Source organism: Microbispora triticiradicis, from assembly GCF_005864065.1.
GTDB lineage: Bacteria > Actinomycetota > Actinomycetes > Streptosporangiales > Streptosporangiaceae > Microbispora > Microbispora triticiradicis.
In genome coordinates this window covers 68240-87427 of the sequence record NZ_VANP01000001.1, presented here as the reverse complement: position 1 = coordinate 87427, position 19188 = coordinate 68240, and the positions used below count along the sequence as shown (strand labels likewise).

Here is a 19188-nt window from a genome sequence, read left to right as displayed (position 1 = left end):
CCGTTATGGTGCGATTGAGGATATTGGGGCGGATAGCGGCGGAGGTCGACGGCCGTCGCGCGGACCTCGGGACGTCGCTCCAGCGTGCCGTGCTGGCCCGGCTGGTCTGCGCGCACGGACACGTGGTGTCGACCGACCGTTTCGTGGACGACCTGTGGAAGGGCCAGCCGCCTCCTCGCGCCCTCGGCGCGTTGCAGGTCTATGTCTCCAACCTGCGCCGCGTGCTGGAGCCGGACCGCCCGCCCCGCGCCGCCGCCCGTGTGCTGGTGACCGCTCCGCCCGGCTACCGCCTCGCGCTGGAGCCGGACGACGTGGACGCCTGGCGCTTCCCCCGGCTGGTCGAGGCCGCCTCCGGCTTCCTCGCCGAGGGCGCGCCCGCCCGGGCGCTCGACCTCGTCAACGAGGCCCTGGCGCTGTGGACCGGCCCGGCGTACGCCGAGTTCGGCGACGAGGAGTGGGCCGTGCCCGAGGTGGGCCACCTGAACGAACTGCGGGTGGTCGCCTCCGAGTACCGCGCCGAGGCGGCGCTCGCGCTGGGCCGCCACGCCGAGATCGTCCCCGAGCTGGAACGCCACCTCACCGAGCGCCCCCTGCGCGAGAACGCCGTACGGCTGCTCGCGCTGGCCTACTACCGGGGCGGCCGGCAGGGGGAGGCGCTCGCGGCCCTGCGCCGCACCCGCGCCCTGCTCGCCGACCAGCTCGGCGTCGACCCCGGGCCCGCGCTGCGCACCCTGGAGGCGGACATCCTCGCGCAGGCCGAGTCGCTCGACCCGGCCCCCGTGATCGGCCCGCCCGTACGGGAGACGCGGGCCGAGCCCGTCCCCGCCGACTTCCGGATGATCGGCCGTACGGCGGAGCTGTCCCGGCTGGTCTCCGCGGCCGGGCAGGCGCGGGACGGCTTCCGCATCGCCTGGCTCGGCGGCGAGGCGGGCTCGGGCAAGAGCACGCTCGCCGCCGCGTTGGTGCGGCGGTTGGCGGAGGACGGCTGGCAGACCGTGGTCGGCCGCTGCCCGGAGACGACCGGCGGCGTGCCGCCCGCCTGGGCCTGGAGCGAGGTGCTGCGCGACCTTTCCGCCACCCGCCCGCCGGAGCCCGGGACGGCGGCCAGGCTCGCGCCGCTGCTGACCGACGACGCCGCGCCCGTCGGCCAGTTCTGGCTGGCGCGGGCGGTCGGCGACTACCTGGAGGGCGTGCCGGGTCCACTGCTGATCGTGCTGGAGGACGTGCACCGCGCCGACGAGGAGACCCTCCAGCTGCTGCGTCATCTCGCCGGCCGCCTGGCGCGCACGCCGGTCCTCGTCCTGCTGACGCACCGGCCGGCGGAGGCGGGCGACGACCTCACGGCCACCGCCGCCGCGCTCGCCGTCCAGGCCGTGGAGAACATCACGCTGGGCGGCCTCGGCGAGCCGGAGGTGGCGCGCCTGCTCGCGGAGCGCTCCGGCGCGGAGGTGGACGAGACGCTGGTCCGCACGGTCACCGAGCGGACCGGCGGCAACCCCCTGTTCGTGGCCGAGACGGCCCGGTTGCTCGCGGTCGACGGCCCGGCCGCGGCCCACGCGCTGCCGCCGGGCGTCCGCGACCTGATCCGCCGCCGTCTCGCCCGGCTGCCCGCCACGGCGCAGACGACGCTCCGCACCGCCGCCGTCCTCGGCCGGGAGGCCGACGCGGACGTGCTCGTCGCGATGCCGGGGGCCGACGAGGAGACCGTGCTCGACGGCCTGGAGGCGGGCGTGCTGTCCGGCCTGCTGGAGGAGCCGCGCCCCGGCCACGTCCGCTTCGCCCATGTGCTCGTCCGCGAGACGCTGTACGAGGACATCCCCCGGCTGCGCCGTACGCGCATCCACGGCAGGGTCCTCGCCGCGCTGGAACGCGTGCGGCCCGGCGACGTCGGCGCGCTCGGGCACCACGCGCTCGCAGCCGCGACCACCGCGACCGCCCTCACGGCCGCGGGGTACGCCGCGCGCGCCGCCCACCAGGCCTGGTCGGTCTACCACGCGCACGGAGAGGCGGCGACGCTGCTGCAGGGCGCCCTGGACGCCCTCGACCTGCTGACCCCGGGGACCGGCGACCCGCCCCGGGACGTCCGCCTCGGCCTGCTGTGCGACCTGGTGTCCGCGCAGGCGCACGCGGGCGACGTGATCACCGCACTGCGGAACCGGGAGAAGGCCCTCGCGCTGGCCCAGGAGATGGGCGACCGGGCGGCGGTCGCCCGCGCGGTCACGTCGTTCGACGCGCCGGTCATCTGGACCATCCAGCCCGACCGCGCGTACGACCCCCGGCTCGTCGGGGCGATCGAGGGCTCGATGCCGGCGGAGGCGGGGGAGCTGCGCTGCCGCATGCTCGTCGCCCTCTGCCACGCGCTCGAAGGACACGACGCGGAGCGCGTCGAGACGGCGAGCGCCGAGGCGCTGGCGATCGCGGACGCACTCGGTGATCCCCGGCTGCGCTGCATGGCGCTCAACGCCCGCTACTGGGCCTGCCTCGCGCCGGACCGGCGGACGGAGCTGGAGACGCTCGGTCACGACCTGCTGACCGCGTCCGCCGACGCGGGACTGCTCGGCTACCAGACGCTCGGCCACTTCGCGCTGCTCATGGTCGCGCTCGCCCGCAACGACTGGGCGTCGGCGCGCGAGCACGCCGACAGGGGCGCCGCGCTGTCGACGACCGGCCAGCTCGGCCTGGCCCTCGGCATCCTCGCCTTCCTCGACGCCCTGCGCCTGCTGGTGACGGGCGACTTCGAGCGGGCCGGCCGCGCGTACGGCGAGCTCGGCGAACGGCTGGCCCGCACCGGCGACGCGAACGGCGCGATGGTGGGGATGGTCGGCCGCTTCGTGGTCGCGCTGGCGTCAGGGCGTCTCGCCGGGATGGTGGAGGAGCTCACCGTCCTCTGGGAGCGCCTGCGCGAGGACAGCATGGAGATGTACACCCGGGTGCTCGTCGGCGCCGGCCGTCTCGACGAGGCCCGCGCCGTGTGGCTGCCCGGGCACCGGCCCCGGCGCGACTACTACTGGCTGCTGCTGATGTCCATGCGGTCGGACAACGCGGCGGCGCTGGGCGACCGGGAGGTGGCCGCCGAGTGCTACGAGCTGCTGCTGCCGTACGACGGCGAGCTGGCCGGCCTGCACTCGGGGTCGGTCACGGCCGGGCCGGTGGCCCACACGCTGGGCGACCTCGCCGTGTTCCTGGGCCGGCCCGGTGACGCGGACGCCCACTACCGGCGGGCCGCCGAGGTGGCCCGGCAGGCCGGCTCCCCGCACTGGGAGGAGGCCGCCCGCCGGGCGCTCACGCCGCGCCGAACACGAGACGCTCGCGGCGACGGTGGCCGGGACGCAGCAGCGCCAGCATGACGACCAGGACGGGCCCGGCCAGCCTGCGCAGCTCGGCCAGCTCCTCCGGCCGCGCGTGCCGCTCGATGCGGGGCAGCTCGAACCGCGGGTCCCCGCCCTTGCGGACGTGCTTCTCCAGCTCCTCCCAGTCCTTCGCGGTGACGTGCCGCATGATGACCGGGAAGAGCTGCCGCTCCTCCTCCACGATGTGCTCGTCCAGCAGGTCGGCCAGGCGGCGCATCGGCTTGGCCAGCTCGGCCGGGTCGCCCGCGACGGACCGGATCTCCTCCAGCAGCGGATCGAGCTCGGAGTGGTCCTCGCTCAGCTCGCTCAGGTCCACCTCGGCGCCCGCCGACCGGACGAGCAGGGGCCACAGGTGGTCGTCCTCCGCCTTGTGGTGGTGATGGATGCCCTGGCACAGCTTGACCACGTAGTCCCTGATCGCTGCCGCACGCTCGGGGCCGCACGGCTGCCGGCCCGCGGCGATCTCGCCGGTGACGTCGGCGAGGCGCCGGGAGTCGGCCCGCATCGCGCGGTGGGTGATGCGGAAGCCGAGCAGGTTGGGGGCGGGCAGGTTGGCGGGGTGCGGGACGGGTGCGTCGGACATCGGGATGCCTCTCGTGAGCGGGGTGGTCGGGCACGCTCACTGTGCGCCCCGGTGCTTGGGGTCCATTAGGTCCTTACTTAAACCCGATCCCTATGAGACGGGAGAGAACGATGGGAAGAACCGATAGCTTGTTCCCCTATGGACAGGCGATGGGTGGGTCCCGACGGGTACGAGATCGTTCCGGCGTACCGCCGCGACCGCCAGGTGCTCCGCGTGCGGCGGCACGGACGGCTGGTCGCCGACTGCCTGTCGGTCGAGGAGGTCGCCCGGTTCGTCGACCTCGCCGACCTGTGCGAGGTGATCGCCCTGCCGGAGCGGGCCGGCGACGCCCGTACGGCCGTCAGGTAGGCGGGCCGCAGGCGTAACCCGCGCCGACCCTGGGCACTCAGAGTGCCGAGGGGGTATCGATGCGCCTGGCCACCACTGTCACCAAGCTCGCGGTCGCGGTCCTCGGCGCGGGGGTCTCCGGCTGCGGCGCGTCGCAGGCCGGCCCGGTCGCGGAGACACCGGTGTACGTGCTCAACCTGCAGGGCTCGGAGCAGGGGCGGCCCGACCAGCGGCCGGCCATCCTGGTCCTTTCCGAGTTCACCACGATCAGCGAGGTCACCTGGCACTCCTGGGGGCCGACCCGGGCCGTCGGCGCGGGCAGGCTCAGCGGCACCTGGTGCCTACCCGCCTGCGAGAACGCGCCGTACGAGGCCACGGTGACGCTGAGCAACGTGACCCCCGTCCGGGGGAAGGGCTACTTCAGCAGGTACGCCGTCGCGGCCGAGGTGCCGCCCCGTCAGCGGCCCGCGGCCGATCTCTCCGGGATGCTGCCGACACCGTGAGTCGATACCGTGAGCGTGGCGGTATTCGAGTTCGCATCGGTCAGCGTGGCCGTGTATGGTTACACCTGTCCGCGAGGCGCGAGAGCGCAGCCGGGCCCGCCCCTATAGCTCAGTCGGCAGAGCGTCTCCATGGTAAGGAGAAGGTCAACGGTTCGATTCCGTTTGGGGGCTCTGGCCGGAAAGTCCTATCTGAGCATTGTTCCTGTGGGAGCGCTGCCGGGTGGGGCTTTCGGCTTGGTGGGGGTGCCTCTTCCCCACCGGCTGACCGATCCCGATCACGGCTGATCCCGATGCGCGAAGAGCCGTACGGGTCGGGTATCCTTGCGTGGCCGGATGCAGTTTCTCCGGCCCGAGGCGGAGTAGCTCAGTCAGGCAGAGCAAGCGGCTCATAATCGCTGTGTCGCCGGTTCAAGTCCGGCCTCCGCTACTACCCTGCCGGGTCACCTCACGAAGGCGGCCCCGGCCTGGGTTGTCCAGTAGTCCCAAACGCAGAAAGGCACTCCCACGTGGCTGCCACAGACGTTAGGCCGAAGATCACGCTGGCCTGCCAGGAGTGCAAGCACCGCAACTACATCACGCGGAAGAACCGGCGCAACGACCCGGATCGGCTTGAGCTGAAGAAGTACTGCCCCAACTGCAAGACGCACCGGGCGCACCGCGAGACCCGCTGAGTCGTAGCGCGGTCCGGCGCGCGTGGTTCCGCGCCGCGAACGCGGCGGTCGGCTTACACGGCCTGACCTCGACACAGCACGACCTCGATCACGTATGACCGGCGTCTCCGTCGCGGAGGCGCCGGTTTTCGTGTCGGTGCTTCCGCCGGTGCTTCTGGGTCGGATGCTCCGGGCCGGATCTTCCGCGGTGCGGCGGTGACGGCCGGCCGGATCGGGTGTTGCTAGCGTACGGTCACCCGCTCATCCCCTAAGGAGCACGGCCGATGCCTCTGAATCGCGACTTCGTCGGGCGGACGTACCAGGCGTCCGCGCCCTACGAGGTCAGCCGCGTCAAGATCAGCGAGTTCGCCACCGCGATCGGCGACGACAACCCGATCTACCACGACCGGCAGGCCGCCGTGGCGGCCGGGCACCCGGACGTCGTGGCGCCGCCGACCTTCCCGATCGTGTTCAGCCTCCTCGGCACCGGTGACGCGCTCACCGACCCCGATCTGGGGCTCGACTTCTCCATGGTCGTCCACGGCGAGCAGCGGTTCGAGTACGAGCGGCCCATCCAGGCGGGCGACGAGCTCGTGTGCAGCTCGACCATCGCGGAGATCCGCAGCGTCGGCCGCAACGAGTTCCTGACCGTGCGCAGCGACGTGCACACCACCTCCGGCGAGCTGGTCTGCCGGACCTACAACATCATCGTGGAGCGCGGAGGGGCGGCCTGATCATGGCGGCGACGGTCAAGTACGACGACGTGGAGACCGGCCAGGAGATCCCGGCCGCCGAGTACCGGGTCCGCCGGGTCGACCTGGTGCGGTACGCCGGGGCCTCGGGCGACTTCAACCCCATCCACTGGAACGAGCGCCACGCGAAGGCGGTCGGCCTGCCCGACGTCATCGCGCACGGCATGTACACGATGGCGCAGGGCGGCCGGTTCGTGACCGACTGGGCGGGCGACCCCGGCGCGGTGGTCGAGTACGGGGTCCGTTTCTCGTCCATGGTCGTGGTGCCCGACGACGACAACGGCGCGACGATCACGATCAGCGGGATCGTGGAGGAGAAGCGCGAGGACAAGCGCGTCGTGGTCACCCTCACGGCGAGGTCCGGCGACTCCCGGGTCCTCTCCAAGGCCCGCGCGGTGGTCCAGCTCACCTGACCGGCCCCGATCGGCCGCGATGAGCCATGAGGGTGCTTGGCGGCGCCGGTGCTGGGTAGCGGTCGGATCGTGAGCGAGCGAGACACTTCAGAGACCGAGGGCGTCGTCAACGAGCCGGTCACGACCCAGCGGGAGCAGGGCGACACCGCCGGCGTGGCGACGCAGACGCAGGACCCGGGCAAGGCCGGGGACGCCCAGGGAGGCGGGCTGCCGTCGCCCCGCGCGGGGAACGCGCGGGAGGCCGCGCGGGCGGCGGGCCACGAGAAGATCACCGAGGTCAAGCGCGACGTCGCCCCCGGCGGGACGATCGAGACGGCGCTGACCCCGTCGGGCGAGGCGTCGATGGTCGCCTCCCAGCTTCTGTGGGACGGCAGTTCGGCCACCTCCCGGATCGACCAGGCGATCGCCGAGACCGGCGTCGACACCGGCACCGACTCACCTCCCGACCGGGACGCCCCGCACACTCCGTGAAGGGGCGGGCGGGGGCGGGGTGGCTATCCTGTTCCTCTACACGGCCCCGGGTTCCTCTACCCGGCCTGGGGGGACGCGCTGAGGAGACGAATGGCTGACCGGCTGGCAGGGGTGGCCCTCGCCCGCTACACCACCCTGCGTACGGGCGGCCCGGCCCGGGCGTTCGCGGAGGCGGACACCACCGGTGACCTGGTCGGGTTGGTGGCCGAGGCCGACCGTGACGAGGAACCCGTGCTGGTGCTCGGCGGCGGCAGCAACCTGCTCGTCGGCGACGAGGGGTTCGGCGGGCTGGTGGTCCGCGTCGTCACCCGGGGGGTCGAGTCGGCACCGGACGGGGACGGGCGCGTGCTCGTCACGGCGCAGGCGGGGGAGGACTGGGACGCCCTGGTCGCCCGGTGCGTCGCCGAAGGCCTGTCGGGGATCGAGTGCCTGTCGGGGATTCCCGGCCTGGTGGGCTCCACCCCGATCCAGAACGTCGGGGCGTACGGGCAGGACGTCTCGCAGACCGTCACCGGCGTCCGCGTGTACGACCGCGGGACCGGCGAGGTGGCCGACCTCACGGCCGCGGAGTGCGGTTTCGCCTACCGGCACAGCGCCTTCAAGCGCGACCCCGAACGGCACGTGGTGCTCGCGGTCACCTACGCCCTGGAGCGGTCCGCCCTGTCGGGGCCCGTGGCGTACCGGGAACTGGCCGCGCGGCTCGGGGTGGAGATCGGCGAGCGGGTGCCGCTGACCGAGGCACGGGAGGCGGTGCTGGAGCTACGGCGCGGCAAGGGGATGGTGCTCGATCCCGACGACCCCGACACGCGCAGCGCGGGGTCCTTCTTCACCAACCCCGTGCTCGGCCCGGACGAGGCGGCGGCCCTGGAGCTTCGGGCCCCCGGTCATCCGCACTGGGACATGCCCGACGGCTCGGTGAAGATCCCGGCGGCGTGGCTGATCGAGAACGCCGGGTTCCCCAAGGGGTACGAGAAGGGCCGGGCCCGCATCTCCACGAAGCACACGCTGGCCCTGACCAACCCCACCGGTGAGGCGGGCGCGGCCGAACTGCTCGCGCTGGCCCGCGAGGTGCGCGATGGAGTGCACGAGAAGTTCGGCGTGTGGCTCGTCAACGAACCCGTGCTGGTGGGAGCAAGTCTTCAGCTCGATTAAACTGGGACAACACCGAAGGGGAGTAGTCCGAAATCCACTGATCGACACACTGGCGGTTCGCCCGCCCGGTCGTGGAGCCCCCGTGGCGGACGAGACCTTCGGCCCGACAGTCATGACCGCATGCTGCCGGGCCGAAGTCGTGCCCGCTCCCCGGGTGTCGTACGGCGGCCCGGTCGCGTCTCCCCTCGGAAGGCGACCCCGTGCAAGCCCTCTGGATCTCCCTCGTCGTCATCTTCGTGGCCGAGCTCGGCGACAAGAGCCAGCTCATGGCCCTGACCTTCGCCACCCGGTTCAGGACGCTCCCGGTGCTGGCCGGCATCACCGTCGCGACCGCGCTCGTGCACCTCGGCAGCGTCGCCCTCGGCAGGGTCGTCGGCGACGCGCTCCCCACCACCGCGATCTCGATCGTCGCGGGCCTGGCGTTCCTCGGCTTCGCGCTGTGGACGCTGCGCGGCGACGAGCTCAGCGAGGAGGAGGAGGGCAAGGCGGCCAAGACGACCCGCAACGCGTTCATCGCCGTCGGCGTGGCGTTCTTCCTCAGCGAGCTGGGCGACAAGACGATGCTCGCCACCATCACGCTGGCCACCCAGCACGGCTGGTTCGGCACCTGGATCGGCTCCACCATCGGCATGGTCGCGGCCGACGCGCTGGCGATCCTCGTCGGGCGCTTCCTCGGCAGCCGCCTGCCGGAAAAGTGGATCAAGTACGGCGCCGCCGCCGCGTTCGCCGTCTTCGGCGTGCTGCTGCTGATCGAGCCCTTGTTCGGCTAGTCGAGAAGAGACAGGCGGTGGGCCGCGGCGGCGGCCTCACCCCGGGTCGACACGCCCAGCTTCGGCAGGATGTTCGACACGTGGACGCTGACGGTCTTGGCCGAGATGAACAGCTCGGCCGCGATGTCGCGGTTGCTCCGCCCGGCCGCCACCAGGCGGAGCACCTCCAGCTCACGGGGGGTCAGGTCGGCCTGCCGTCCGGACCTGGCAGACGGAGCGGGGGTGGCGTCGGGCAGCGGGGCCTTGGACAGCGGCGTGCCGACGCGGCGGGCCAGCGTCTCGATCTGGGTGACCAGCGGGGTCGCGCGGAGCGCGGTGGCGAGCGGGCAGGCCTCGTGCAGCCGCGCGGAGACCCCGTCGCGGTCGCCGCGCGCGGCGGCGTCCACCGCCGCGAGCAGCAGCGCCTTGGCCTGGACGTAGGGGCGGCCAAGCCGCCGCCACGCCTCGGCCGCCGCGTCGAACTCTCCCCGGTAGACCAGGCCGAACGCCTCGTTCACCGGTCCGTCGCCCAGGTTCTCCGCGAGGCGGTCGCCGTGCGCCCGCACCTTCGCGACCCGCTCGGGCGCGACCGGCGCCGCGGCGTCGCAGACGTACCGGATCGACGCCAGCAGCCGCCCGGCCAGCATCGCCTTGCGTGACAGGGGCGGGTTGTCGAGCGCGGCCTCCAGCAGGTCCAGCGCCTTGAGCGGCTCGCCGCGCAGCAGGTGGAAGGCGAGCGCCAGGCGGGTGTTGTTCGTCCACTCCTGCGTCTGCTCCTCGCGGCGCGGGGAGAAGACGCCGACCTCGGAGAGGATGTCCTGCGCCAGGTCCTCCTCGCCCCGGCTGATCGCGATGTCCGCCCGGACGCGCAGCATGTGCCAGCGGGTGCGCATGGTGGGGCCCATGGTCATGGCCCGGTCGATGACCTCGATGGCCTCGTCCCACCGGCCGAGAGACTCCAGCGCCTCCGCCCGGTTGTTGGCGATGAACACCCCCTGGTGGCGGAACCTGCCGTACCGGCGGGCGAGCTTCTCGCCCTCCAGGGCGAGCAGCACCGCCTCCTCCGAGCGGCCGAGGTTGTCCAGGGCGTCGACGTTGTTGCCGAGGGCGCGCAGGATGATCCGGGGCGAGTCCAGGCGGGTGCCCATCGCCAGCGCCCGCTCGTTGAGCGCGAACGTGGTCTGCAGGTCGCCGTTGATGGAGTGGCCGAGCGCGAGGTTGATCAGCAGGTCGGCCTCCTGGACCTCGTGCCCCTTCTCGCGGGCCGTGCGCAGCGCCTCCTGCGTGACCGCCGTGCCCTCGACGACCTGGTCGGAGCACATCAGCATCGTGCCGAGCCGGGTCAGCACGAGCGTGCGGGTGTCCCCGGGCAGCGGGACCAGGCCCTCGGCGCGGCGCAGGTCGTCCAGGCTGCCGGGCTTGGCCTTCTGCGACTTCACGTTCGCCATGCGGACCAGCAGCTCGGCCACCCGCTCCGGGGCGGTCCGCTCGTCCAGCTCGGCGAGCGCGCCGCGCACGTACTTGAGGCTCTGCTCCATGTCACCGCTGACGTACGCCGCCTCGGACGCCCGTTCGAGCACCGTGCAGTGGTCCTGGCCGATGCGGCCGGCGGCGCCGGGCACCTTGTCCCACAGCGTCAGCACGCGTTCGAGCAGCTGGATCTGCTCGGTGTAGGCGAACGACTTGGCCGCCTTCTCCGCCGCCTCCCAGGCGGAGACCAGCGCCCACTCGTCGTCGCGGGCGGAGTACCAGTGGTGGGCGATCTCGATGGCCGCCCGGCCCGGAGGGACCAGCGTGCGGTCGCGGTCGATCTCCTCGGCGTACCGCGCGTGCATGCGGGCGTGCTCGCCCGGCAGCAGCTCGTCGTGCACCGCCTCGCGGATCAGGGCGTGCCGGAAGGCGTACGCCCCGCCGTCGGCGACCTGCAGCACGTTCGCGGCGATGGCCGGGCGCAGCGCGTCCTCCAGGTCCACGTCCGACAGCTCGCTCACCGCCGCGAGCAGGGCGTGCCCCACCCGTACGCCCCCGGCCGCGGCGACGCGGAGCACCCGCTGGGTCTCCTCGGGCAGGCGTTCCACCGATCCGATGATGAGGTCGTGCAGCGAGTCGGGGAACGAGCACTCCTCGCCGCAGTCGAGCAGCGCCTCCACGAACAGCGGGATGCCGCCGCTGCGCTCGAAGACCCGGTCGACCCTGGCGAACTCGGGGGTGACGCCGAGGATCCCGGCCATCTGCGCGGCGACCTCGTCCTGGGTGAAGCGCGGCAGGTCCAGCCGCACCACCCCGTCGACCCGGCCCAGCTCGGCCAGCACGGGCCGCAGGGGATGGGTGCGGTGCAGCTCGTCCGACCGGTACGTCATGACCATCAGGACGGGGGCCGTCCTCAGGTTGCGGCTGAGGAAGGCGATGAGGTCGCGGCTGGAGCGGTCGGCCCAGTGCACGTCCTCGATGATGAGGACGACCGGCCGCCGCTCGGAGAGCCGTTCCAGCAGCGTGAGGATCAGCTCGAACAGCCGGGCGCGGGCCGACTCCGTCTCCCCGTCGCCGGTCGGCTCGCCGAACTCGGGCAGCAGCCTGGCCAGGTCCCGGCCGGCGCCGTCCGGCAGCAGCGCGGTGACCTCGGCGACCCCGGCCTCCCTGACCAGCTGGCGCAGTGCGGCGGTGAACGGGGCGTACGCGAGACCCTCGGCGGACAGCTCCACGCAGCCCCCGACGAGCACGTGGGCGCCGTCCTGTGCGGCCTCCTCCGCGAACCGGCCGGCGAGGCGGGTCTTCCCCACCCCTGCCTCGCCGCCGATCAGCACCGCCGCGGTGGCCTGCTTGCGGGCCTGGTCGTAGGCCTCGGCGAGGGTCTCCAGCTCCGCGTCCCGCCCGACGAAGACGGGGCTTACCGCCCGGCGTGTCATGTCGTAAAGCATGTCATGACCCTTTGTCTGGCTTCGCCTGCTTTTTTGCCTTATGGGGGCTGGCAAGCCCGGCCGGGAGGGAGGGTCCGGCCGGGCCTTCGTACGCGGGTCACGAGCTGCGGAGCTTGCCGAACGTCCCGCGCAGCCGGCGGGAGCGCTGCTGCGCCTTGAGGCTGGCCAGCGCCTGGCGGGCGCGCCGGTGCGACGCGGCCTCCTCCTGGAGCTCGGCGGCCCGGTTGATCATGATCTGGTAGTGCAGTTCCGGCCCCATCGCGGTTCTCCTTGTTCGAGGCTTCTTTCCCGTACACATCAAGGTTCGTTCTAAGACGCCCCCCGCCACATCGGGCGGATGCCCTATCTCTTGGCCGCCCTGTGCGCGACCGCCGGCCTACGCCGTCTAAGGCGGGTAAGGCGATGCCTTAGGAACACCCGGGTCCCCGGGTTTGGAATCATTCGCCGTGGTCGGCGATGCTGGTTCCGTGCCAACTATGACTACTCCGCTCGCGGAGGTCGCCTCCTCAAATTCGACGCTGCGGGCGTTCCTGCACGGCCTTCCCGGGGTCGACCGGGTCGGCGCGGACGCCCGCGCCGCGATGCTGGGCACGCGATCCATCAAGACGACCGCCAAGAAACAGGCCGTCGACATGGCCATCGGCATGGTCGACCTCACGACCCTGGAGGGCGCCGACACCCCCGGCAAGGTCAGGGCGATGTGCGCCAAGGCCGTCCGGCCCGACCCCGCCGACGCCTCCGTGCCGCCGGTCGCCGCGGTCTGCGTCTATCCCGACCTGGTCGCGACCGCCGTGACCGCCCTCGCGGGTTCGGGGGTGAAGGTGGCGTCGGTCGCCACGTCGTTCCCCAGCGGACGGTCCTCCCTGGAGGTCAAGGTCACCGAGACCTCACTCGCGGTGGCCGCGGGCGCGTCCGAGATCGACATGGTCATCGACCGCGGCGCGTTCCTCGCCGGCGACTACCTCAAGGTGTACGAGGAGATCGTCGCGACGAAGGAGGCATGTGCCGGCAGGCATCTGAAGGTGATCCTGGAGACCGGGGAGCTCGCGACGTACGACAACGTGCGGCGGGCCTCCTGGCTGGCGATGATCGCCGGAGCGGACTTCGTCAAGACCTCGACCGGCAAGGTGTCGCCGGCCGCGACCCTCCCGGTGACGCTCGTGATGCTGGAGGCCGTGCGCGACTTCCGCGCCGCGACCGGCCGTCAGGTGGGCGTGAAGCCCGCGGGCGGCATCCGCACCACGAAGGACGCGATCAAGTATCTGGTGCTCGTGAACGAGACCGCGGGGCCCGACTGGCTGCACCCCGACTGGTTCCGCCTGGGCGCCTCCTCGCTGCTGAACGACCTGCTCATGCAGCGGCAGAAGATGGCCACCGGCCGGTACGCGGGTCCCGACTACTTCACGCTCGACTGAGGGCTGAGTCATGTTCGAATACGCACCCGCGCCCGAGTCGCGGGACATCGTCGACATCCGGCCGTCGTACGGCCTTTTCATCAACGGCGAGTGGGTCGAGCCGCAGGGCGAGGAGCGCCACAAGACCGTCAACCCGGCCACCGAGGAGGTGCTCGCGGAGGTCGCGTGGGCGGGGGAGGCCGACGTCGACCGCGCCGTGGGGGCCGCCGCCAAGGCCTTCCCCCTCTGGTCGGGCATGCCGGGCGCCGAGCGGGCCAAGTACCTGTTCCGGATCGCCCGCATCATCCAGGAGCGGTCGCGTGAGCTGGCCGTGCTGGAGACGCTCGACAACGGCAAGCCGATCCGCGAGTCGCGCGACGTGGACCTCCCGCTGGTCGCCGCCCACTTCTTCTACTACGCCGGCTGGGCCGACAAGCTCTCCTATGCCGGGTTCGGCCCCGACCCGCGGCCGCTGGGGGTGGCCGGGCAGGTCATCCCGTGGAACTTCCCGCTGCTCATGCTGGCCTGGAAGATCGCGCCCGCGCTGGCCTGCGGCAACACGGTCGTGCTCAAGCCCGCCGAGACCACGCCGCTGACCGCGCTCGCCTTCGCCGAGATCTGCCGGCAGGCCGACCTGCCGCCGGGGGTCGTCAACATCGTCACCGGCGCGGGCGAGACGGGGGCCGCGCTCGTCGCCCACCCCGGCGTGGACAAGGTCGCCTTCACCGGCTCCACCGAGGTCGGCCGTCACATCGCGAGGAGCCTCGCGGGCACCCGCAAGAAGCTCACGCTGGAACTCGGCGGCAAGGCCGCCAACATCGTGTTCGAGGACGCCCCGATCGACCAGGCGGTCGAGGGCGTCGTCAACGGCATCTTCTTCAACCAGGGCCACGTGTGCTGCGCCGGGTCGCGGCTGCTGGTGCAGGAGTCGGTCGCCGCCGACCTGCTGGAGGCGCTCAAGCGGCGCCTCGGCACGCTCAGGCTCGGTGACCCGCTGGACAAGAACACCGACATCGGCGCGATCAACTCGGCCGAGCAGCTCGCGAAGATCCGCGAGCTGTCGGAGGCCGGGGAGGCGGAGGGCGCCGAGCGCTGGTCGCCCGCCTGCCCGATCCCCGACCGCGGGTACTGGTTCCCGCCCACCCTGTTCACCGGCGTCGCCCAGTCGCACCGGATCGCCCGCGAGGAGATCTTCGGGCCGGTGCTGTCGGTGCTGACGTTCCGCACGCCCGCCGAGGCGGTGGAGAAGGCCAACAACACGCCGTACGGGCTGTCGGCGGGCGTGTGGACCGAGAAGGGCTCGCTCATGCTGTGGATGGCGTCCCGGCTGCGGGCGGGCGTCGTCTGGTCCAACACGTTCAACCGGTTCGACCCCGCCTCGCCGTTCGGCGGCTTCAAGGAGTCGGGGTACGGCCGCGAGGGCGGGCGGCACGGTCTGGAGGCCTACCTTGCGGTATGACCGATGTGACCGTCACGCGGCCCGGCCGCACGCCCGTTGCGACGACGGACGCCGCGGCCGCCTGGCCCGCCGGGCCGACGCGGGAGCCGGAGAGGGCTTCTCCCGGGCCCGCCGCTCCCGCCGCTTCGCCGTACGGCACGGGTGGTTCGCGCACCGCGGCGGCGTGTGCCGGTGCGGCCAGACCTACCAGCCCGCCCGTCCGCTCGAGATTGGAACCTTCGATGAGTGAGCAGGCCGCGCGGCTGGCCGTGCGCAAGACGTACAAGCTGTTCGTCGGCGGCGCGTTCCCGCGTTCGGAGAGCGGAAGGTCGTATGCCGTGACCTCCTCCAAGGGAGACTTCCTCGCGAACGCGGCGCGGGCCTCGCGCAAGGACGCCAGGGACGCCGTATCGGCCGCCCGGAAGGCGTTCTCCGGGTGGTCGGGCGCCACGGCGTACAACAGGGGCCAGATCCTGTACCGGATCGCCGAGATGCTGGAGGGCCGGCGCGCGCAGTTCGTCGCCGAGGTCGTGGACGCCGACGGGGTCTCCGCGAAGAAGGCCGGCGAGCTGGTGGACGCGGCGGTCGACCGGCTGGTCTGGTACGCGGGCTGGTCCGACAAGATCGGGGCGGTCCTCGGGTCGGCCAACCCCGTCGCCGGGCCGTACTTCAACCTGTCGAGCCCGGAGCCGACCGGCGTGGTGGCCGTGGTCGCCCCGCCGATGGGCCCGCTGCTGGGCCTGGTCAGCGTGATCGCGCCGGTGATCGTGACCGGGAACACGTGCGTGGTCGCGGCCTCCGAGCGGGCGCCGCTCCCGGCGATCACGCTGGCCGAGGTGCTGGCGACCTCCGACCTTCCCGGCGGGGTGGTGAACATCCTCACCGGCTCGTCCGCCGAGATCGCTCCCTGGCTCGCGGGCCACATGGACGTCAACGGCATCGACCTGACGGGCGCGGACCCCGATCTGGCCGTCACGTGCGAGGAACTCGCCGCCGAGAACCTCAAGCGGGTGCTCCGGCCCCCGGCCGGCCGCGTGGACTGGCTCGCCGACCCCGGCATCGAGCGGATGACGGCGTTCCTGGAGACCAAGACCGTCTGGCACCCCATCGGGGTCTAGTTCTTCGCCAGGGCCAGGAGGAGTTCGGCGTTCGAGCCGGTGTTCTTCAGCGAGCCGAGGAAGCGCTCGAACGACTCCTGGTCCTGCAACGCCCGCCGCAGCCGCCAGATCAGCGGCAGTTCGGCGGCGTGGAGCAGCAGTTCCTCCCGGCGGGTGCCGGACGCGACGACGTCGACGGCGGGGAAGACGCGGCGGTCGGCGAGGCTCCGGCTCAGCTTGAGCTCCATGTTGCCGGTGCTCTTGAACTCCTCGAAGAGGTTGTCGTCCATCTTCGAGCCGGTCTCGACCAGCGCGGTCGCGAGGATCGTCAGCGAGCCGCCGCCGGCGATGTTGCGGGCGGCGCCGAGCACCTTCTTGGGCTGGTGCAGGGCCCGCGCGTCCATGCCGCCGGTCAGCACCCGCCCGCCGCTCGGCGCGGCCATGTTGTACGCCCGGCCGAGGCGGGTGATCGAGTCCATGAGCACGACCACGTCCCGGCCGGTCTCCACCAGCCGCTTGGCCCGCTCGACGGCCAGTTCGGCCGCCGCGATGTGGTCCTGCGGCGGGCGGTCGAAGGTCGAGGCGACCACCTCGGCCCGGACCGACTCGCGCATGTCGGTGACCTCCTCGGGCCGTTCGTCCACCAGGACGACCATGAGGTGGCACTCGGGGTGGTTGGCCGTGATCGCGTTCGCGACGGCCTTGAGGAACATCGTCTTGCCGGCCTTCGGCGGGGCGACGATCAGGCCGCGCTGCCCCTTGCCGACCGGGGCGAACAGGTCGATGACGCGGGTGGCCAGGACGTTCGGAGCCGTCTCCAGGCGCAGCCGCTCGTCGGGATGGATCGGCACGAGGTCGGCGAAGTCGGGCCTGGCCTCACCGGTGTCGACGGGGGCGCCGTTCAGCGAGACGACGGAGGCGAGTCGGCCGTTCTCCCCGGCGCCCCTGACCAGGTCGCCGCGGCGCAGGCCGTACCGCGCCACGAGTGCGGCGGGGACGGCCACGTCCTTCGGCCCGGGCAGGTAGCCGCGGGAACGGATCACCGCGTTCCGGCCGGCGAAGTCGAGCAGGCCGCCGACCTCGGTGGCCACGGTCGCGGAGGCGGCGGCCGGGGCCCGTCGCGGGCGGGAGGAGGCGCGCTGCTTGGGAACGGTGAGAGTGGTGGTGGTCATAGGACTCCTCGGTCCGGGAATGTGCGGGGTCCCCCTTGGGGACTCACACGCACGCAGTGGGGTTCTCCGCTGGAGGCGGATCGTGGGACGCCGCGCCCGGAAGGACGGACAGGATCGCCCGTCAGATCACGGATCGCGCGGGAGGTCTCGTGTCGGCTGGTCGCCGACGGAAGATATGCGGTGCGCGTATGGGCTCGAACGGAGCCAGAACCATACGGCTACCGCCGACTATAACAGTCGCGGCCGTTCTGGTGATTCCCTCACCTTGCCTGGAGCGCGTCGAGGGCCACGGCCATGGCGATGACCAGGCGGCGGTCGAGGCGCGGGTCGTGGATCTCGATGGCGTACCGGTCGCGCAGACCCCAGCGGCGGTCGACCGAGAACGCGATCGAGGCGCCGATGCTGAAGTCGAAGTGGTAGGGCAGCCACTCCAGCGAGTCGGCGAACCGGCGCAGCAACGCGACCACGAGGTTCCGCTCGTGGCCGGTCAGCGTCGGCAGGCCGGGCTGCTGGAGATGCCAGGTCGAGCGGAGCAGCGACTGGCCGAAGTTCTTGCGGAAGGTGCCGATCGACGTTCCGGCGTGGTCCACGACGTCGTACTCCCCGGCGATGTCGAGCACCTTGCGCGCCTTGAAACCGGCGAGGACCGTCTCCCGCGACTCGTCGGTGTAGAGCGTCACCTGCTCCTTGAGCGCCATCCGCTTCTGCTCGGCGAAGCCCACCAGCTCGCCCTCGGAACCGCCGGGACCGGCCACATGGACGACGTACCTGTTCACCATCATGGTGATCTTCTGCCGCAGGTACAGCCGGGTCTGCCCCTGCAGAGTCGCTATATCCATGTGTAACTCCCACGACGGTCTTTTGGCTCCGTATATGCCCCCTTCCACGAGAAGATCACCGGCCCGGAGCCCTGAATCGCCGAATCAGGGAGGGTCAGGGTTTTATCAGGGTTCCTCGCGGAACGTGACCTGTCGAACGGTCCGTTGTATCGGATGACGAAAGGAACCGACGATGTACCGATCGAGACAGCACAAGATGATCGCCGGCGTCTGCGGCGGGCTCGCGGAGCGGTGGGGCACCTCGCCGACCGTCATCCGCGTGTTGTTCCTGTTGTCCTGCCTCCTGCCCGGCCCCCAGTTCGTGGCCTACATCATCATGTGGGTGATCTTCCCCAAGGCCCCGGCCGCGTCCACGGCGGCCTACGACTACTCGTACGACCGCAGGTAGGCGGCGCGGGGCCGCGCGGGCGCGTCTATGGCTCACATCGGAATATGCTCACATCGGGAGAGGTGAGCGATGATGCGGCGACGGCCCCTGACGCTGATCCAGGACGACCTGGTCGACTACGAGAAGGCCATGGAACGCATGGCCGCCCTGGTCGAGGAACGGCAGGACGACGCGCGGCCCGACACATTGTGGCTGCTGAGTCATCCGCCGGTCTTCACCATCGGGAAGCGCACCCTGGAGTCCCATCTGCCCGACCCGGCCGCCGGCATCCCCGTGGTGCCGACCGGCCGCGGCGGTCAGCTCACCTACCACGGCCCCGGGCAGCTCGTGGGCTACCTCGTCGTGAAGCTGGGCGCCGGCGAGGGCGTGGTCGACTACATCCGCGAGGTCGAGCTGCGCCTGGTGGAGGCGCTGGCCGCGCTCGGCGTCCCCGCCGAGCGGCGCGACACCCCGCCGGGGTCGGAGCTGCTGACCGGCGTGTGGACCAGGGACACCGGCCGCAAGATCGTGTCCATCGGCATGCGGGCGAGCCGGTCGGTCACGAGCCACGGCTTCGCCCTCAACGTGGAGGGCGACCTCACGCCGTGGAACCTCGCGATCCCCTGCGGGATGCCGGACGTGGAGATGACGTCGATCGCCCACGAGCTCGGCCGGGCCTCCATGGAGGAGACCCGCCGAGCCGTCGCCACCGCCTTCGAGTCCTCCTGAGCTTCGCGTCCTCCTGAGCCGGCCCTGAAACACGTGGACGGCGCGGGGGTGGTCGTACGCCGTCAGGAAAGCGGGTCGTACTGGAACTCCCGGACCTCCTGCGGGCAGCGGCAGGAGGCCGCGATCTTCCTCGCCCACTCCAGCGCCGCCTCGCGGGAGGGCAGGTTCAGGATGGTGAATCCGCCGTCCAACCGCTTGGTCTCCGGATAGGTGCCGTCCGTCACCGTGCCGTCACCGGCCACGAGCGCTTCCCGGCCCTGCTTACCGGCGTGCACAACGGGCGA

The 19188-nt window shown here is 72.2% G+C and carries 20 protein-coding genes, 2 tRNA genes and 1 pseudogene; 17 read left to right on the top strand and 6 right to left on the bottom strand.

Annotated features, from left to right (window positions below):
* Positions 1-5: 5 nt before the first annotated feature.
* Positions 6-3347, top strand: a complete 3342-nt coding sequence (locus FED44_RS00440) for a BTAD domain-containing putative transcriptional regulator (protein ID WP_138459375.1) — start codon at positions 6-8, stop codon at positions 3345-3347.
* Here the strand turns inward: FED44_RS00440 and FED44_RS00435 are convergent.
* Positions 3283-3933, bottom strand: a complete 651-nt coding sequence (locus tag FED44_RS00435; RefSeq protein WP_111697372.1) for a hemerythrin domain-containing protein — start codon at positions 3931-3933, stop codon at positions 3283-3285. The two genes, FED44_RS00440 and FED44_RS00435, sit on opposite strands and share 65 nt — an antisense overlap.
* A 138-nt stretch (positions 3934-4071) precedes the next feature.
* On the opposite strand from FED44_RS00435, the gene FED44_RS00430 reads away from it, so the two are divergent.
* The 10 genes from FED44_RS00430 (at position 4072) to FED44_RS00385 (ending at position 8971) form a co-directional block, all read left to right on the top strand.
* Positions 4072-4281: a transposase gene (locus tag FED44_RS00430; protein ID WP_111697371.1), complete on the top strand. Its 210-nt coding sequence runs from the start codon at positions 4072-4074 to the stop codon at positions 4279-4281.
* A 59-nt stretch (positions 4282-4340) separates the two neighbouring features.
* The gene (locus FED44_RS00425; RefSeq protein WP_111697370.1) at positions 4341-4763 is read left to right on the top strand and encodes a hypothetical protein; all 423 of its coding nucleotides are present in this window, start codon (positions 4341-4343) and stop codon (positions 4761-4763) included.
* 98 nt (positions 4764-4861) lie between these two features.
* Positions 4862-4934 (top strand) — tRNA-Thr (locus FED44_RS00420).
* Between the two features lie 182 nt (positions 4935-5116).
* Positions 5117-5190: transfer RNA gene (locus FED44_RS00415), tRNA-Met, on the top strand.
* Between the two features lie 79 nt (positions 5191-5269).
* Complete coding sequence (gene rpmG / locus FED44_RS00410) at positions 5270-5434, top strand: 50S ribosomal protein L33 (RefSeq protein WP_036325591.1); 165 nt, start codon at positions 5270-5272, stop codon at positions 5432-5434.
* Positions 5435-5697: 263 nt separating this feature from the next.
* Entirely contained in the window at positions 5698-6147 is a 450-nt protein-coding gene (locus tag FED44_RS00405) for a MaoC family dehydratase N-terminal domain-containing protein (RefSeq protein WP_138459374.1), read from the top strand.
* 2 nt (positions 6148-6149) lie between these two features.
* Positions 6150-6578, top strand: a complete 429-nt coding sequence (locus tag FED44_RS00400) for a MaoC family dehydratase (protein WP_111697368.1) — start codon at positions 6150-6152, stop codon at positions 6576-6578.
* Positions 6579-6647: 69 nt separating this feature from the next.
* Positions 6648-7049: a hypothetical protein gene (locus tag FED44_RS00395; RefSeq protein ID WP_138459373.1), complete on the top strand. Its 402-nt coding sequence runs from the start codon at positions 6648-6650 to the stop codon at positions 7047-7049.
* Positions 7050-7139: 90 nt separating this feature from the next.
* Positions 7140-8201, top strand: coding sequence for a UDP-N-acetylmuramate dehydrogenase (locus FED44_RS00390; protein ID WP_138459372.1), 1062 nt, complete (start codon positions 7140-7142; stop codon positions 8199-8201).
* Positions 8202-8401: 200 nt separating this feature from the next.
* Positions 8402-8971, top strand: a complete 570-nt coding sequence (locus FED44_RS00385) for a TMEM165/GDT1 family protein (RefSeq protein WP_111697365.1) — start codon at positions 8402-8404, stop codon at positions 8969-8971.
* Here the strand turns inward: FED44_RS00385 and FED44_RS37935 are convergent.
* Complete coding sequence (locus FED44_RS37935; RefSeq protein WP_279633836.1) at positions 8968-11856, bottom strand: helix-turn-helix transcriptional regulator; 2889 nt, start codon at positions 11854-11856, stop codon at positions 8968-8970. The genes FED44_RS00385 and FED44_RS37935 overlap by 4 nt on opposite strands.
* Positions 11857-11965: 109 nt before the next feature.
* Positions 11966-12127 (bottom strand): hypothetical protein, encoded by a 162-nt coding sequence (locus FED44_RS35520; protein ID WP_165900422.1) that lies wholly within the window; start codon positions 12125-12127, stop codon positions 11966-11968.
* A gap of 217 nt (positions 12128-12344) precedes the next feature.
* Between FED44_RS35520 and deoC the strand changes: the two genes are divergently transcribed.
* The 4 genes from deoC to FED44_RS00360 are packed head-to-tail and all read left to right on the top strand — an operon-like array spanning position 12345 to position 15818.
* Entirely contained in the window at positions 12345-13283 is a 939-nt protein-coding gene (deoC, locus tag FED44_RS00375; RefSeq protein ID WP_138459370.1) for a deoxyribose-phosphate aldolase, read from the top strand.
* Between the two features lie 10 nt (positions 13284-13293).
* Positions 13294-14721: an aldehyde dehydrogenase family protein gene (locus FED44_RS00370; protein WP_111697362.1), complete on the top strand. Its 1428-nt coding sequence runs from the start codon at positions 13294-13296 to the stop codon at positions 14719-14721.
* A complete protein-coding gene (locus FED44_RS00365) occupies positions 14711-14950 on the top strand; it encodes a hypothetical protein (RefSeq protein WP_138459369.1) in 240 nt (79 codons plus the stop codon). Before FED44_RS00370 ends, FED44_RS00365 begins: the two co-directional genes overlap by 11 nt.
* A complete protein-coding gene (locus FED44_RS00360; RefSeq protein WP_111697361.1) occupies positions 14943-15818 on the top strand; it encodes an aldehyde dehydrogenase family protein in 876 nt (291 codons plus the stop codon). The genes FED44_RS00365 and FED44_RS00360 overlap by 8 nt, the downstream gene beginning before the upstream one ends.
* Here the strand turns inward: FED44_RS00360 and rho are convergent.
* A pseudogene (gene rho, locus FED44_RS00355) lies at positions 15815-16909 on the bottom strand (transcription termination factor Rho); the annotation flags it as partial. The gene FED44_RS00360 and the pseudogene rho sit on opposite strands and share 4 nt — an antisense overlap.
* Positions 16910-17229: 320 nt before the next feature.
* Positions 17230-17808 (bottom strand): LURP-one-related family protein, encoded by a 579-nt coding sequence (locus tag FED44_RS00350; protein WP_111697359.1) that lies wholly within the window; start codon positions 17806-17808, stop codon positions 17230-17232.
* Positions 17809-17980: 172 nt separating this feature from the next.
* Here FED44_RS00350 and FED44_RS00345 point away from each other — a divergent pair, with 172 nt between their 5' ends.
* Together FED44_RS00345 and lipB are read left to right on the top strand one after the other, a co-directional pair.
* Positions 17981-18196 (top strand): PspC domain-containing protein, encoded by a 216-nt coding sequence (locus FED44_RS00345; protein WP_111697358.1) that lies wholly within the window; start codon positions 17981-17983, stop codon positions 18194-18196.
* Between the two features lie 72 nt (positions 18197-18268).
* The gene (gene lipB, locus FED44_RS00340; RefSeq protein WP_244301641.1) at positions 18269-18904 is read left to right on the top strand and encodes a lipoyl(octanoyl) transferase LipB; all 636 of its coding nucleotides are present in this window, start codon (positions 18269-18271) and stop codon (positions 18902-18904) included.
* A 62-nt stretch (positions 18905-18966) separates the two neighbouring features.
* Here lipB and FED44_RS00335 read toward each other — a convergent pair whose 3' ends face one another.
* Positions 18967-19179, bottom strand: coding sequence for a YciI family protein (locus FED44_RS00335; protein ID WP_244301640.1), 213 nt, complete (start codon positions 19177-19179; stop codon positions 18967-18969).
* Positions 19180-19188 lie beyond the last annotated feature (9 nt).

Bases quoted from the DNA above. Each gene is read 5' to 3' on its own strand.
- FED44_RS00440 (WP_138459375.1), top strand. From the start codon at position 6: ATGGTGCGATTGAGGATATTGGGGCGGATAGCGGCGGAGGTCGACGGC.
- FED44_RS00435 (WP_111697372.1), bottom strand. From the start codon at position 3,933: ATGTCCGACGCACCCGTCCCGCACCCCGCCAACCTGCCCGCCCCCAAC.
- FED44_RS00430 (WP_111697371.1), top strand. From the start codon at position 4,072: ATGGACAGGCGATGGGTGGGTCCCGACGGGTACGAGATCGTTCCGGCG.
- FED44_RS00425 (WP_111697370.1), top strand. From the start codon at position 4,341: ATGCGCCTGGCCACCACTGTCACCAAGCTCGCGGTCGCGGTCCTCGGC.
- FED44_RS00405 (WP_138459374.1), top strand. From the start codon at position 5,698: ATGCCTCTGAATCGCGACTTCGTCGGGCGGACGTACCAGGCGTCCGCG.
- FED44_RS00400 (WP_111697368.1), top strand. From the start codon at position 6,150: ATGGCGGCGACGGTCAAGTACGACGACGTGGAGACCGGCCAGGAGATC.
- FED44_RS00390 (WP_138459372.1), top strand. From the start codon at position 7,140: ATGGCTGACCGGCTGGCAGGGGTGGCCCTCGCCCGCTACACCACCCTG.
- FED44_RS37935 (WP_279633836.1), bottom strand. From the start codon at position 11,856: ATGACACGCCGGGCGGTAAGCCCCGTCTTCGTCGGGCGGGACGCGGAG.
- FED44_RS35520 (WP_165900422.1), bottom strand. From the start codon at position 12,127: ATGGGGCCGGAACTGCACTACCAGATCATGATCAACCGGGCCGCCGAG.
- deoC (WP_138459370.1), top strand. From the start codon at position 12,345: ATGACTACTCCGCTCGCGGAGGTCGCCTCCTCAAATTCGACGCTGCGG.
- FED44_RS00370 (WP_111697362.1), top strand. From the start codon at position 13,294: ATGTTCGAATACGCACCCGCGCCCGAGTCGCGGGACATCGTCGACATC.
- FED44_RS00360 (WP_111697361.1), top strand. From the start codon at position 14,943: ATGAGTGAGCAGGCCGCGCGGCTGGCCGTGCGCAAGACGTACAAGCTG.
- FED44_RS00350 (WP_111697359.1), bottom strand. From the start codon at position 17,808: ATGGATATAGCGACTCTGCAGGGGCAGACCCGGCTGTACCTGCGGCAG.
- FED44_RS00345 (WP_111697358.1), top strand. From the start codon at position 17,981: ATGTACCGATCGAGACAGCACAAGATGATCGCCGGCGTCTGCGGCGGG.
- lipB (WP_244301641.1), top strand. From the start codon at position 18,269: ATGCGGCGACGGCCCCTGACGCTGATCCAGGACGACCTGGTCGACTAC.